This window comes from Streptomyces sp. NPDC014733 (assembly GCF_043083385.1).
Taxonomy (GTDB): Bacteria; Actinomycetota; Actinomycetes; order Streptomycetales; family Streptomycetaceae; genus Streptomyces.
On sequence record NZ_JBIBYO010000020.1, the window covers coordinates 1 to 15077 of the forward strand.

General features: G+C 69.6%; 8 protein-coding genes. All 8 read right to left on the reverse strand.

Annotation, left to right across the window (positions count from 1 at the left end):
• A partial coding sequence (locus ACF1BH_RS28950) for a beta-ketoacyl synthase N-terminal-like domain-containing protein (RefSeq protein WP_391647250.1) occupies positions 1–721 on the reverse strand: 721 nt, incomplete at its 3' end.
• A 37-nt stretch (positions 722–758) separates the two neighbouring features.
• Positions 759–7934: an SDR family NAD(P)-dependent oxidoreductase gene (locus tag ACF1BH_RS28955; protein ID WP_391647253.1), complete on the reverse strand. Its 7176-nt coding sequence runs from the start codon at positions 7932–7934 to the stop codon at positions 759–761.
• A 68-nt stretch (positions 7935–8002) separates the two neighbouring features.
• Positions 8003–8461: a type II toxin-antitoxin system RatA family toxin gene (locus tag ACF1BH_RS28960; RefSeq protein ID WP_391647255.1), complete on the reverse strand. Its 459-nt coding sequence runs from the start codon at positions 8459–8461 to the stop codon at positions 8003–8005.
• A gap of 9 nt (positions 8462–8470) precedes the next feature.
• A complete protein-coding gene (locus tag ACF1BH_RS28965) occupies positions 8471–9727 on the reverse strand; it encodes an aspartate aminotransferase family protein (protein ID WP_391647257.1) in 1257 nt (418 codons plus the stop codon).
• A 32-nt stretch (positions 9728–9759) separates the two neighbouring features.
• A complete protein-coding gene (locus ACF1BH_RS28970) occupies positions 9760–11361 on the reverse strand; it encodes an aldehyde dehydrogenase family protein (protein WP_391647259.1) in 1602 nt (533 codons plus the stop codon).
• A 17-nt stretch (positions 11362–11378) separates the two neighbouring features.
• Complete coding sequence (locus tag ACF1BH_RS28975; RefSeq protein WP_391647261.1) at positions 11379–11684, reverse strand: DUF4873 domain-containing protein; 306 nt, start codon at positions 11682–11684, stop codon at positions 11379–11381.
• Positions 11684–12574, reverse strand: a complete 891-nt coding sequence (locus tag ACF1BH_RS28980; protein WP_391647263.1) for a diiron oxygenase — start codon at positions 12572–12574, stop codon at positions 11684–11686. Before ACF1BH_RS28980 ends, ACF1BH_RS28975 begins: the two co-directional genes overlap by 1 nt.
• Before the next feature lie 64 nt (positions 12575–12638).
• Positions 12639–14873, reverse strand: coding sequence for an MMPL family transporter (locus ACF1BH_RS28985; RefSeq protein WP_391647265.1), 2235 nt, complete (start codon positions 14871–14873; stop codon positions 12639–12641).
• Positions 14874–15077: the final 204 nt, after the last annotated feature.

Sequence of the window (15077 nt, forward strand, 5' to 3'; positions counted from 1 at the left end):
AGATCGTCGGCGACGCCATCACGGTGACGCCCCCGGCCAAGGCCAGATCGCACTCCCCCAGCCGCAGCGACTGGATGGCCAGATGCAACGCCACCAACGACGACGAGCACGCCGTGTCCACCGACACCGCCGGGCCCTCCAAGCCCAACACATACGACACCCGGCCGGAGGCGACACTCGACTGCACGCCGGTCGCCCGGTAGCCATCGGCGGCATCGCCGGCTTCCAGACCGTAGGCCTGAGCGATCAGACCCGCGAACACGCCCGTGGCGCTGCCGTGCAACGACGACGGGTCGACGCCCGCACGCTCCAGCGCCTCCCACGACAACTCCAACAACAACCGCTGCTGCGGATCCATCGCCAACGCCTCAGCCGGCGCGATCCCGAAGAACGCCGCGTCAAATCCCGCCGCATCAGTGAGAAACCCACCGGACCGCGTGTATGAACGACCAACCGCATCCGGATCCGGATCGAAGAGGCCGTCGATGTCCCAACCGCGATCGGTTGGGAAGTCCGAAACGACATCCCGGCCGCCGGACACCAGCTCCCACAGGCCCTCGGGCGAATCGATGCCGCCAGGGAACCGGCAGGCCATGCCGACGATCGCAATCGGCTCGGACGAGCGGGCCGCCATGGCCTCGACCCGCCGCTTGAGCCGCTCGTTCTCCTTGAGTGACACCCGCAGCGCCTTGATCAGTTCGCTGCCGTCAGAACCGGTCATGGAAATCACACTTTCGCTTTGCTGGCGTGGACACCGGTCACTCCCCCTGGGACAGCGCGAGCGCCACCAGGTCGTTGGCATCCATGGCGTCGATGTCGTCGTCACGGGCGGCCGCCCGGGTCTGCTGCTCGCCGGACCGGCCGGCCAGCGTCAGCAACCGGTCGAGCAGCCCGGCATCCCGCAGGTCGGCCAGCGGAACGGTGCGAATGGCCGACCAGATCGCCTCGTCGCCGGCATCCGGGGCAGCAGGCAGTGCGGCGCCGATGTGTTTGGCCAATGCCTCGGGTGTCGGGTAGTCGAAGACGACCGTCGTCGACAGGGTCAGCCCGGTCGCGTTCCGGAGCCGGTTCCGCAGTTCCACCGCGGTCAGGGAATCGAACCCGAGGTCCTGGAAGGCACGGTCCGGTGCGATGTCAGCGGCGCCCGCATGCCCGAGTACGGCGGCGACGTTCGACCGGATGAGCTCCAGCAGCACTGAATGCCGTTCGCTCTGGGACAAACCCTCCAGCTGCCGAGTCAAGCCCGCCTGCGCCGCGCGGGCGTCACCCGCTGCCCGACGCACCCGGCCGCGTACCAGTTCGCGTAACACCGGCGGAACGACCTCGGCCCGAGCCACCACGTCCAGCCGCAGTTGTATCGGCACGACCAGCGCGGGAGCTGTCGACATCGCGCTGTCGAACACTGCCAGGCCGTGCTCCGGTGTGAGGGCGACCATGCCGCCGCGGGAGAGCCTGCTCTCCCGCAGGGACGCGGTCATGCCGCCGTCCTGCTCCCAGACGCCCCAGGCCAGCGACAGCCCGGCCAGTCCCTGCTGCCGCCGGTGCGCCGCGAGAGCGTCGAGGAAGGTGTTGGCGGCGGCATATCCGGCCTGCCCGGGCGCGCCCAGCACGCCGGCCGCCGACGAGAACAGCACAAAGGCGGCCAGGTCCCGGGTCATGGTCAGCTCGTGCAGGTTCCACGCGGAATCCACCTTGGCGTGGAACGTCTCCGCGATGTTGCGCGGTGTGGTCGACAGAAACGTGGCGTCGGACAACACACCGGCTGTGTGGATCACCGCGGACAGCGGCCGTTCGGCCGGGATCTCATCGAGCACGGCAGCCAAGGCGGAGCGGTCGGCTGCGTCACAAGCGGCGACACGCACTGAGGCGCCCGCCTCCCGCAGTTCGGCCACGAGAGTCTGCGCACCGGCCGCGGCCGGGCCTTGCCGGCTCAGCAACAGCAGGTTGCGCACCCCGTGCTCGGCGACCAGGTGCCGGGCGACCAGGCTGCCGAGCGACCCAGTGCCACCGGTGATCAGGACCGTGCCGTCTCCGAGGTTTGGCCCATCACCCTGTTCGGGTGCGACCGGGGTCATCCTGGGTGCGAGGAACCGCCCGTGCCGCAGCGCCAGCTGCGGCTCATTGTGGCCGACCGCCACCGCGACGGCGGCATCGGCCTTTGCCCAGTCGTCGACGTCCACCAGCAGAATGCGGCCCGGGTGCTCGGTCTGGGCGGACCGCAGCAGGCCCCATACCGGTGCGTGGCACAGATCCAGCTCGGTCTCTTCCGCGACCGCGACGGCCTTGCTGGTGACGATGGCGAGCGGGCTTTCGTCCTCAGTGGACAGATGTTCTTTGACCTGGTCGAGCACCGCCGAGACCACCCCTGCGGAAGGGGGTGTCGAGGTGCGATGGAGGTGGAGCGAGCGCGCGTTGGTTGCGTCGGCTGGTGCGACGGTCACCGGAACCCAGTCGAGCGTGAACATCGAGTCGTGCGGCCGAGTGCCGGCCAGTCGGGACAACGGCGTCGCCCGCAGCTCTACAGTCTCGGCTTGCGCCACCACAACGCCCTCGGCGTCGACCATGGTGATCCCGACCTGGTCTTCGGCGATCCGGCTCAGACGCGCGCGAACCGCTGGCGCCCCTGCCGATCGCACTGTGACCCCGGACCAGGAGAACGGCAGCAGCACGGTGCCGTCCGATGCGGGCTCCACCGCGAACGCCAGCGCGTGCAGCACGGCGTCGAGCAATGCGGGATGCAGCGCGTAGTCGCCGGCCCGGTCGCGCACTCCGTCGGGTAGCGCCACCTCGGCGTAGACGTCGTCACCGATGCGCCAGGCCGCCCGTAGTCCTTGGAAGGTGGGGCCGTACTGATAGTCGGCGAGTCCGTCATAGCCATCGGTCAGGTCGATGGGTTCGGCGTCAACGGGCGGCCAGGCAAGGGGTTCCGGCAGTGCTCCGTCCGCAGGGGACAGTGTTCCCCGCGCATGTTCTGTCCAGGTTCGGTCGTCGTTCCGACACGCGTGGATCGACACCGGCCGGTCGCCGGTGTCGTCGGGTGGGCCGACCACAACCTGGACCGCCACCTCGCTGTCGGCTGACAGCCGCAGCGGCTCGGTGATCACCAGGTCCTGCACCGACGAGCAGTCCACTTCGTCGCCGGCGACGAGCGCGAACTCCACGAACGCGGTGCCCGGCAACAGCACCGTGCCGGCTACTGCGTGGTCGGCCAGCCAGGGCTGGCGGTCGAGGTCCAGCGAACCGGTCAGCGTCACACCGCCGGTCGCAGGGTTGGGCAGTACGGCGCCGAGCAGCGGGTGGCGAGTGTGGCCGAAGCCCGGCGCCCGGATGGTGCCCGACCATGGGCGCGTCCAGTACGAGCGGGTGTCCCAGGCGTAGGTGGGCAGCGCAAGGAAGGCGCCGTCGGCCGGGCCCACCAGCCCGGTCCAGTCCAGATGGTGGCCGCCGATGTGCAGCTCGGCCAGGGCGTGGTCCAGGCAGGTCGGCCCGTCCTCGTCGCGGCGCAGCGACCCCACGGCGAGGACCTCGCGTCCGGCGTCCTCGGCGACGCTGTGCACGGCTGTCAGCAGCGAGGGGTGCGGGCTCATCTCGACGAAGAACCGGTATCCGTCGTCGACCATCCGCGTGATGGTGTCGGCGAATCGCACCGGCTCGCGCAGGTTCCGGTACCAGTAGCCGTCATCGGCCTCGGCGACCGGCTCGGCGCACACCGTGGAATACCAGGCGATGGCCCCGGATCGGGCGGTGATGCCGGACAGGTCCGCCGCCAGCGACTCACGCAGCGCGTCCACGTGCTCGGTGTGCGAGGCGTAGTCGACATCGAGCAGTCGGCAGAACACCTGCTCGGTGGCCAGTGTCTCGAGCAGTTCGGTCACGGTCGCCCGGTCGCCGGCGACGACAGTCGTGCGCGGTCCGTTGATCGCCGCCACCGAAACCCCGTCGCCCAGTCGCAGTTCCTGCGCCGGTCGGCCGACGACCGCCATGGCGCCGGCGCCGGCGATCCGCGGCAGGGCCCGGCTGCGGAGGACGACTACGGCAGCCGCGTCGGACAGCGACAACGCGCCGGCGGCGTATGCGGCGGCGATCTCGCCCTGGCTGTGGCCGACGACCGCATCCGGCGTCACGCCACGCTCGCGCCAATGGGCGGCCAGCGAGACCATCACGGCGAACAGCACCGGCTGCACCACGTCATCGCCGGCCAGTTGCGGCGCATCGGCGTCGCCGCGCAGAACGGATGTCGCGGACCAGCCGGTGTACCGCCGGATCGCGGCGTCGACCCGGGCGAGTTCGGCTCGGAACGGCTCCGACCACGCCAGCAGGTCCAGCGCCATCGACGTCCACTGTGCTCCCTGCCCGGGGAACACGAACGCCACCTTGCCGTTGCTCAGTGCCGGCGCGGAGCGGGTGACCAGGCTCGGCGCGGCTTGGTCCTTGGTCAGGCCGGCCAATCCGTCGCGCAGCTCGTCGGCGGTCCGTGCCCGGACCACGGCCCGGTGCTCGAAGTGGGTCCGCCGGAAGGCCAGCGTCCGCGCCAACGTCGGCAGTGGCAGGTCCGGGGTCGTGTCGAGCAGCGTCAGCAGGCGCTGGGCCTGTTTGGCCAACGCCGTTCGCGTGCGCCCGGAAATCGGCATGAGCAGCGGCGCCGTCACCTCGGCGTCGATGATCTGCTCGCGAACCGGTGGCTCTTCCAACACCACGTGCGCGTTCGTGCCACTGATACCGAAGGCGCTGACGCCTGCTCGTCGGATTCGCCCGCCCGAGGGCCAGGGCGCGGAGTCACGCCGCACCTCCAGGCCGGAGGCCGCCCAGTCGATTTGGCTGGAGGGGGTGTCGGCGCGCAGGGAGGCCGGCAGCCGTTCGTGGTGCAGCGCCAGTACGGTCTTGATGACACCGCAGATGCCGGCTGCCGCCTGTGCGTGGCCGAGGTTCGACTTCAGTGAACCGATCGCCAGCGGCCGGTCCGCGGCGCGGCCGGGGCCGAAGACCCGGGCCAGTGCCCGCGCTTCCATCGGGTCGCCGAGCGGGGTGCCGGTGCCGTGCGCCTCCACGTAGTCGATGTCCTGCGGTGTCAGGTCGGCCGACGCGAGGGCGGCCCGGATGACCCGCTCCTGGGCGAGCCCGTTGGGCGCGCTGAGTCCCTGGCTCCGGCCGTCCTGGTTGACCGCCGAACCGCGGATAACCGCGAGCACCGGATCGTTGTCGCGCAGCGCGGCATCCAGGCGCTTGAGCAGCACCAGCCCGCAGCCTTCGGCCCAGACCACGCCGTCGGCGTCGTCCGCGAACGGTCGGCAGCGGCCGGTGGCGGACAGCCCGCGCAGGCGGCTGAATTCCACGTGGGCCCGGGGAGTTGCCATCACGGTGGCGCCACCGGCAAGGGCCATGTCGCACTCGCCGGTCGCCACCGCTTTGGCCGCCAGGTGCAGGGCGACCAGGGAGGACGAACAGGCCGTGTCGACGGTGATCGCCGGCCCCTGCAGCCCCAGGGTGTAGGCGATGCGTCCGGAGGCGACGCTGCCCGTGTTGCCGGTGCCGACGTGCCCGGTCAGCTGCCTGAGATCGGCGGCGGACAGATACCCGCTGTCGTAGAGTCCGATGTAGACACCTGTCGAGCTGCCGGCCAGGCTCCGGGGATCCAGGCCCGCCCGCTCGATGGCCTCCCATGCGGCGTGCAGCAGCAGTCGCTGCTGTGGATCCATCACGGTCGCCTCTTGGGCGGAGATTCCGAAGAACTCCGCGTCGAACTGGTCCACACCGGTCAGGAAGCCGCCTTGGAGCGTGTAGGTCGTTCCGGCCGCATCCGGATTCGGGTCGTGCAGGTCGGCGGTGTCCCATCGATCTGCCGGCACCTCGCATACGGCGTCGACGCCGCCGGCGAGCAGCTCCCACAGTGCTTCGGGATCGTCGGCCCCGCCCGGGAAGCGGCCCGCCATCGAGACGATCGCCACCGCGCTCTCGGCCGGTACCCGGTGCTCGGTTTGCTCGGCCGTGACGTCGTCGCCGAGCGCGGCCGACACTGCCGCAATGGACGGGTGCTCGAACACGAGGCCGGGATCCACCGGTCGACCGGTGAACTCCGACAGCTGGACCGTCAGCTCGACCAGTCCGCGCGAGCCGAGCCCGAACTCGGCCAATGGCCGCCCGTGGTCGATCCGCGCCGCATCGATGCCGGTTTCCCGGGCGACCGCTGCGACCAGCCATGCCGTGATCGACTCCGCGGGCGGCGCCTCGATGGCCGTCGGCGGTACCGTGCGGGCGATCACGTCGAGGTCCCCGGCCAGGTAGGCGGCGCGGGTGGCCTGCCGCTGGATCTTGCCGCTGCTGGTCTTGAAGATCGTGCGGGGCGGGATCAGCACCGCCTCGTGGACCGCGAGTCCGTGCCCCACCCCGACGGCGCCGCGGATCGCGTCTGCGACGGCGTCGAGTTCGGCGGGGTCGGTGGTCTTCACCTCCGCCACGACAACCGGCGTCTCGCCGTTGCCACTGTCCACGGAGAACACCGCGACGCAGCCGGCGCGCACTGCCGGGTGCGCCGACTCCACTGTCAGCTCGACATCCTGCGGATAGTGGTTCTTGCCGTCGATGACCAGCAAATCCTTGCGGCGTCCGGTGACGAACAGCTCACCGCCGCGAAGGAATCCCAGATCGCCGGTGCGCAGGAAGGGGCCGCGGCCGTCGGCCAGCCGGCCGCCGAACGTCTCCCTGGTCTTCTCGGCATCGCCCAGGTATCCACCGGCCACGCTGTCGCCGGCCACCCAGATCTCGCCGACTGTCCCTTCCTGACACTCGACGCGGGCCTTCGGGTCGACGATCTCGACCGTCATGCCGCTGGCCGGCTGCCCGGAGCCGACCCATTCCGGCTCCTCTGGACCGGCCTGGTAGATCGTCGGCAGCCGGTCGACACCTGAGCCGGCGGCCACCATGAGCGTCGCCTCGGCCAGCCCGTACACCGGCAGCAGCGCCTCCGGCCGGAAGCCGGCCGGGGCGAACGTCTTTGTGAACCGGCGCAGTGTGTCGGCCCGCACCGGCTCGGCCCCGTTGGGCGCGACCTGCCACCGGCTCAGGTCCAGCCCGGCTACGAAGTCCGGCGTCGCCCGGCGCACGCACAGCTCGTAGCCGAAATTCGGGCTGCCGCTGCCCCGCACCCCGAACGCCGAGATCATCGACAGCCAGCGGCCCGGCTGTTGGAGGAAGTGCAGCGGCGACATCATCACCGTGCTGCAGCCGACGAAGACCGTGTGCAGCACCGGCCCGATCAGGCCCATGTCGTGGTACACCGGCAGCCAGCTACCGAACAGGTCGCCCTCCCAGGAATCGACCAGCTCGGCGTTGTGCCCCAGGCCGTCGGCCATGGCCTGCTGGTTGTGCAGCAGGTTGCGATGGCTGACGATCACGCCGCGCGGGTCGGAGGTCGAGCCCGAGGTGTACTGCAGGAACGCCGTCGCCTCCGGGCCGACAGCTGGATCACGCCAGCCGGTGGCCCGCTCGTCGGCCACCTCGTCGGTCGCGATCCAGGTCAGCGCGGCCAGTTCGGGCATCTCGTTCAGCACGGCCGCCAGTCCGTCCACCACCAGCCGCGTGGTCAGCACGACCGCGATGTCGGCGTCGGCGATGATCCGCTTCAGTCGGCGCAGGGAACGGTCCAACTGGTGGAACTCGGGCAGCGGCACCGGAACCGCGACCACACCGCCGTACAAGCAGCCGAAGAACCCGCCGGCGAACTCCAGACCGGGTGGGTAGACGAGCAGCGCGTGCCGGCCGGCCAGTCCGCGTTCCTGCATATCCGCCGCGATGGCGCGGGCCCGGGTCGCCAGGTCTCGGTAGGACATCACGGTGATGTCGCCGTCGACGTCGCCCGACTCCAGGTACCGGTACACCGGAGCCGTCGGCCGTTCCGACTCCCGAAAGCCGAGCAGATCCACAAACGAGCTGAACATGGGCCCTCCCCCGGGCACGTGCGAGCCCGGCGGGCGACGCCGTCCCCAACGGCGCGCCTACCGGCAGTTCAGGACTGGGTCACATCGACGACTGGACCGAACAACTCCGTGATCACCCGGGCCACCGACTCCTCCAGCAGCTTCGCGGCCACCGGCTCGATCATCGCTTCCACGCTGGGCACGCCGAAGTCGAACGTCGCGGTGAACGTCACCCGCACCTCGGTGTCCGACACCGGGGACACCTGCCAGTGCCCGTGGAACTCGTCGAAGTCGCCGTCGATCTGCTCGAAGCGCAGGATCGTCTGCTGCTTGTCGTAGTGGTCCCGCTCGGACCACTCGAGCAGGCCGTTGCGGAAGTACAGCTCCCAGTGCGAGATCATGGTGTCGGGATCGTCGGTGGCCTCCAGCACCACCGACTTCACGTGCTCCGGCGCGTGCTCCTTGTAGGACTCGCCGTCCTTGAGCTTCTCGTAGACGGCGAGCCGGTCCCAGCCCACGACCACCTGGTCGACGTGCACGGTCTTCATCTCGTCTCCTCACCGACGCCCGACGGACAGCTTGCCGAGCTGCCGGAACGACTTCGCCATCGCCGACTCCAGCGTCTGGATGTCGTCTTCGGACATCACCGCCGGCGGCGTGAACCGCACCACGTGCGGGTTGTTCACCGAGTGGTTGATGAGGACGCCGTTGTCCAGCAGGTGCAGCATCAGCTCCGCGGAGGAGCCGGGGTCCTCGAACTCCACCCCGAGCAACAGCCCCCGCCCGCGCGTCTGCCGGACCATGCCCGGCGCGGCGCCCTCAGCCGCGGCGCGCAGGGCGCGCAGCAGCCGCTCGCCGATTGTCCTCGACGTGCCGACGACGTCATGGGCCTTGGTCGCCTCGATGGCGGCGAGCACCGCGGCGGTCTGGATCGGCGACCCGCCGAAGGTCGACGCGTGCAGGATCGGATCCTTGTCGAACGGTGCGAACGCGGTCGGCGTGCACACCGCCGCCGACACCGGCACCACGCCGCCGGACAGGCCTTTGCCCACCAGCATCACATCCGGTTCGACGGCTTGCTCGCTGATCGCCCACCACGAGCCGGTCCGCCCCATGCCGGTCAGCACCTCGTCGACGATGAGGAAGCAGCCGTTCTCCTTGCAGATCCGGGAGACCTCGGGCAGGTAGTCGTCATCGGGAATGATCACGCCGGCCTCGCCCTGGATCGGCTCGACGATGAAGCAGGACGGCTCGGCGTCCCGCAGGGCCTCGCGCAGGGCGGCGCTGTCCCCGAACGGGATTTCCACCACCTTGGGGACCAGCGGCTCGAAGGGCTCCTGGTAGCGCCGTGTGGCGCTTACGCTCAGCGCCCCCATGGTCCGGCCGTGGTAGCCGTTGGAGGTGGTGATCATCCGTGTGTGGCCGTTGGCCCGGGCCAGCTTGAGCCCGGTCTCCACAGCCTCGGCCCCGGACCCGCAGAAGAACACCTTCCGCAGGTCGCCGGGACACACCTCGGCCAGCGCTTGCGCGGCCAGCGGCGTCACATCGTCGAAGAACACCCGCGACGAGATCGGGTGCCGCCGGACCTGCTCGACCACGGCCTCCACGACGTCCGGGTGGGTCGCGCCGAGCAGTGTGACGCCATAGCCGGCGCAGTTGAGGTACTTCTCCCCTACCGAGGTGTAGATGTGCGCGCCGGCGGAGCGGTGCTCGATCTGGCCACCGAACATGCTGGCGATCTTCGCCCTCCCACGGCTCAGGTACTTCGAGTGAAGCCGTGCGATGTCGGCGGACTTCTCATCCGTCACGGTCACGTGACGCCCCCTTTTTTTCTCCACTCTCGACATCAGGACGGGACAGTGCCGCGGGCGACCTCGAAGATCTCCCGACGGGGGTGGACATCGGTGGCGATGCTGATGGCCTGCAGCCGCGAGGTCCCCAGCACGGGGTAGTTCGCGCCGCCGTACGGTCCCCCGGACAGGCCGGTGCCGCCGTGCGTGGCCACCCCGGGCGAGACACCGATGTGGCTGTCGTTGACCTTCAACGTTCCGCTGTTGACGCCAGCGCAGAACGCCTCGATGACCTCGGGGTCCCTGGACCACAAGGAGTTGCGCAGCCCGTAGCGGTTGCGGTTCATGAAGCCGACGCACGCGCGCAGCAGGGCGGTGTCGTCGCGGCCGTCGTCGGGGACCACGATCGACAGCAGCGGGAAGAACGTCTCCTTGCGGACCACATCGAGCCGGTCGGCCAGCGCCAGCCCGGCCACCTTGACCGCGGTCGGCTCCAAGAAGAAGCCGACCTCGCTGGCCTTGCCCTCGACGTCGATCCGGTTGCCGCCGTACAACAACTCCGCACCGCCGACCACGGCTTGCTCCAGCGTCGTGAAGAACTCAGCCGACTTGAACACTGGCGACAGCACCGTGTCGCGGTCCTCCGGCAGGCCCGGACGCATCGTGCGCACCGCGTCGGCCAGGCGGGAGATCACCGTGTCGGCGACGGCCGGGTGCACCACCACGAAGTTCGGCGCCATGCACACCTGGCCGGACCCGTAGTACGCCTCCTGCAGCGCCTCCACCACCAGGTCGATCTCGGCGTCCCGCCAGACCAGCACACCGTCGTTGCCGGACAGCTCCAGCACGGTCTTCTTGCCGGCCGCGAACCATTCCTGCCCGACCGGGATGCCGCGGGTCGAGTCCCCGAAGAACATCAGGTTGTCGGTGTCCTCGCTGGCCAGCCACTGCCGCAGCACCGCGTTCGGCTCGCCGCACACGACGTTGACCAACCCGGTCGGTGCGCCGAAGTCGCACAGCACCGGGCACACCAGCTCGCGCCAGGCCCATGCGGTGGTGAGCGGGGCACTACGCGGCGCCTTGACCACCACGGCGTTGCCCGCGATCAGCGCGCCGATCCCCAGCAGCGAGTTGGCCGCGGGCGCGTTGTGCGGCGGGTGCACGCACACGACGCCGTCCGGCTTGCGCACCAGGCGCGTCTCGCGGTCGCCGACCCGCTCCACCCGCGCCAGCTGCGCCCTGGTCAGCTCCAGGCTCAGCTCGCTGGTGCCCTCCATCGCAACCGCGATCTCCAGCTCGGCGAATTTGCGCGGATGCCCCTCAGCCGCCAGGTACTCGGCAAAACGGCCGGTGTTCTCCCGCATCACCTTGTTGATCCGGCGGCCGAGTTCGACGCGGTCGTCGACGCTCGCGCCGGCCCAGTCCAACTGGGCCCGCCGCGCGGCCGCCGTCGCCCGCTCCAGCTGCTCCGGCGTCGAAACCCCGACCCGGCCGACCACCCGGTCATCCGGCACGCCGGCGACCGTGCCGCGGTCCAAGCCGCGCTTGAGCCGCAGGCAGCCGATCTCGTCGGTCAGCATCGCGCTGGTCCGCAGCACGTGGATCCACTTGTCGTGCTCGCCGTCAACACCGTCGATCAAGGACGGATACGTTTCCATGACACCCCCTCACCTGGTCACTGGTCGAATTCGGCTACGTCGAACAGCGCCGTGCCGACGCCCGTGATCGAATAGCTGCCCCACGGCGTCTTCTCGGCCAGCCGACCGTCGGCCGACCGGTCCCCGATCGTCACGGTCACCGGCAGCCCGCCGGCCAGCGTGTCCGGCGAGTCGGCCGCCAGCACCGTGCCCTGCCAGTGGTACTTGCCGTCGATCGGGTCGACTCGCCCGGCCAGCCGCACCCTGACCTGCTGGTCGACGCCGGCCGCGGTCAGCGTGGCCGGGCCGTCGTACACCCCGTCGTGGTTGGACAAGCCGGCCATCAGTCGAGGTACCCGATCTTCTTCCAGATGGCCTTGGACAGCCGGCCCATCAGGCCGACCTCCTCGAAGAACTCTGCCATGCCGGCGAAGCACCGCCGCTGCACCAGCCGGAAGTTCTCGTTGGCCATGGCCGCGCGCTGCGCCGCCTTCGGGTCGGGCAGGCCGATCCGCCGGTACACCACCGGGTTGGTGAAGGCCTGCTGGTTGACGATGCCGTGCAGGCCCAGCACGTTGGCCAGCACCACCCGTCGCCAGCGCGGCATCGCCGCCACCCGCTTGCGGATGCCATCGCGGGCGAAGCTGATGTGCCGCGCCTCCTCGATGATGTGCACCCGCAGCACCCGCTGGACCAGCGGCTGGATCTCCGGGTCCTCCGCCATCTGGCGCTGCAACTCGTCGGTGATGTCCTCGCCCAGCAGGGCGAACAGCCACAGCCCGCTCCCCCGCAGGAACAGCGGGATCATGTTCAGCACGACGCGCTGCGCCAGCGGCACCCGGACCGGCTTGGCGCCGACCCGCTTGATCGCCTTGCCGAACATGACCATGTGCCGGGTCTCGTCACCCAGCTCGGTCAGGCTGTAGTGGGTCTCGCTGCTGCGTGGGTCCGTGTGCATGACGTGCCGCAGCAGGCCCTGGTTGACGATGTTCTCGAACCAGATCGCCGTCGACAGCATGTTGACGAACTCCTGCCGGGACAGCTCGATCCGCTGCCGCCGGTCCATGCGCAGCCAAAGGTCGGTGCCGTACAGCGACAGCGTTTTTGGCGCGACGAAGAACTTGTCCTCGTCCAGCGGCGCCTCCCAGTCGATGTCGACCACCGGGATGTAGGACCGCTTCACCGACCCCTTCAGCAGCCGGTTGGAGACCTCGTCACGGGACAGCTCGCTCATACCCGAATCGGATGCGTTGCGCGCGGTCATCGGTTTTTCCCCTCTCCAGCACTAGTGATCGTCATCAACCGACCGGCACTTCCGCGCGCACCGGCGGACTCTGTTCGGATATCCCCCACCGGTCGTGCCAACGGCGCAGCAAGCGCGGCGCCCACCAGTTGGCCCGGCCCAACATCTTCATAAACGCCGGCACCAGCAACATCCGCACCAGGGTTGCGTCCACCAGCACCACCACCATCAACCCGAAGCCGAGCATGCGCATGGTCGACACCTGGGCGGCGATCAGCGCCGCGAACGAGATGGTCATGATCGCCGCGGCCGCGGTCACCACCGGTCCGGTGCGGGCCAGGCCCTGCGCGACCGCCTCGGCGTTGGCCACGTCCGTGCGGTCGGAGCGCCTCCAGTACTCGCTGATACGCGACATGATGAACACTTCGTAATCCATCGACACACCGAAGGCGATGAAGAACAGCACGATCGGCGTCTGGATCACGAGCGTGCCCACCGACGTCGTGCCCAGCGCCCACAGGTTGCCGTCCTGGAAGATCCAGACCAGCGCGCCGAAGGCCGCCGACAGCGAGAGCATGTCCAGCACCACCGCCTTCAACGGCAGCAGCACGCTCCCGGTGACCAGGAACAGAAGCACCGCCGCGATGATCGCGATCAGCAGGATGACCAGCGGCAGGCGGGAGATGACCGAGTCCACGCTGTCCCGGTTGACCTGCGCGGTGCCGGTGAACTTCACGTGGGTCCCGTCCGGCGTCACCACAGCGTGCAGCTTGTCCAACTGGTTCTCCGACTGTTGGGAGAACACCGGCGCGGTGCTTGCGACGGTGAGGTACGCGGCATCCTTTGTCACGCTGGCACCGCCCGACTGCCCCGGCACCCGGTTGCCGTGGACGAAGGTCGCCCCCGGGGCCGCCACGAACTCGACAGCGGAGACCCGTGACAGCGCAGCCGCGTATCCATCGAGCTGAGCACCCGTCATGTTCTGCGTGTCGGAGAGCACCACCGGCACGGTGGCCTGGGCGTTCACGGTGAAGCCGTCGCGCAGCTCGTCGCCGACCTCGCGTACCGATGCGGACGAGGACAGGCTCCGGTCGTCGGGGAATCCGAACCGCAGGCCAAGGAATGGTGCGCCGAGCAGCAACAGCACGGCGGTGACCACCGCCGCCACCGCCAGCGGTCGGCGCATCACCACCCTGGTGCTGCGGTACCAGAAGGAATCCTCCGTGCGTCGACGTGCACCGTCGGTCCGCCCGAAGAGGCGGCGCACTGGACGCCTGAGGTTCCACGACTCGATCCGCTGGCCGAGAACCTTGATCACGGCGGGCGTGAGCACGAGGGCGCCCGCCGCCGCGAACACCACGACGGTCACCGCAGCGTAGGCGATGGAGCGGAGGAAACCCATCGGGAACAACATCATCGGCAACATGCACAGCGCGACGGTGCTCGCCGAGAACAACACCGTGCGGCCCGCCGTCGCCATCGTGCGGACGATCGCGTCGTCGACGGACCGTCGCACGGCCATTTCGTCCCGGAACCGACTGATGATCAGCAACGTGTAGTCGATCGCCAGCGCCAGGCCAAGTGCGGTGGCCAGGCTGAGCGCGAAGATCGAAATTTCGGTGACCATGGTGAGCAACCGGAGCACCGCCGCCGAGCACGTGACGGCCACCGCCGCGACAGCGAGCGGCAACCCGGCGGCGACCAACCCGCCGAACACCCAGATCAACGCCAGCAGGCTCAGCGGGGTGGCGACGGCTTCCATGAAGACGAGGTCCTTCTCGCTCTGGTCCCGGACCTGCGCGTACAGCATCGCGCTGCCGCCGGCCTTCACCACCACACCCTCGGGCGCCTTCGTCACCTGGGCCGCCAGGTCGCTGGCGTAGTGCTGTGCGTCGCTCTCGCTTCCGTCGATGCCGGCCGTGATCAGCCCGGTGCGACCGTCCTTACTGGTCAAAGTAGCCGCCGCCGGTGCGGGAACCGTCCACGGAGAGGACACCGCGGCCACGTGTGGGGACTGCTTCAACTCCTGGACGATGCGGGATCCCGCCGCCCGGGCCGCGCTCCCGGCCACGCCGCCCGGGGCCGTCACCGTCAGCAGCAACTGCATGTCACCCTGGTCGAACTTGCGGGCGAGTTCCGTGGTGGCGCGGGACGATTCGGTGTCAGGGTCGCGGAAGCCCCCCGCCGACAGTCTGCCCACAACCGGGATCGCGACCACGGCCGCCACCACCAGCAGGAGAAACGCCGAGATGAGGATCCTTCTGGGTGCTCCGATGACACGTGCGGTCATGCGCCTAACCACACCAAGTACCCTTCGTGTGTTTTCGCGTGCGAGAAGTCCTTGCGGCACAACGGATCCGAGCCAGCGGAGAACTACTGGCCCCGTCGTGCAGCATGACGGATCATCCGATTCCGGCCAGACCTGCCGAACAACACCACGGCGATATCGCTACCGCCCGGCGACTCGGCTCCCGGTCCTGGCCACAGTGGTCGC

Bases quoted from the DNA above. Each gene is read 5' to 3' on its own strand.
- ACF1BH_RS28960 (WP_391647255.1), bottom strand. From the start codon at position 8,461: ATGAAGACCGTGCACGTCGACCAGGTGGTCGTGGGCTGGGACCGGCTC.
- ACF1BH_RS28975 (WP_391647261.1), bottom strand. From the start codon at position 11,684: ATGGCCGGCTTGTCCAACCACGACGGGGTGTACGACGGCCCGGCCACG.
- ACF1BH_RS28980 (WP_391647263.1), bottom strand. From the start codon at position 12,574: ATGAGCGAGCTGTCCCGTGACGAGGTCTCCAACCGGCTGCTGAAGGGG.
- ACF1BH_RS28955 (WP_391647253.1), bottom strand. From the start codon at position 7,934: ATGTTCAGCTCGTTTGTGGATCTGCTCGGCTTTCGGGAGTCGGAACGG.
- ACF1BH_RS28970 (WP_391647259.1), bottom strand. From the start codon at position 11,361: ATGGAAACGTATCCGTCCTTGATCGACGGTGTTGACGGCGAGCACGAC.
- ACF1BH_RS28985 (WP_391647265.1), bottom strand. From the start codon at position 14,873: ATGACCGCACGTGTCATCGGAGCACCCAGAAGGATCCTCATCTCGGCG.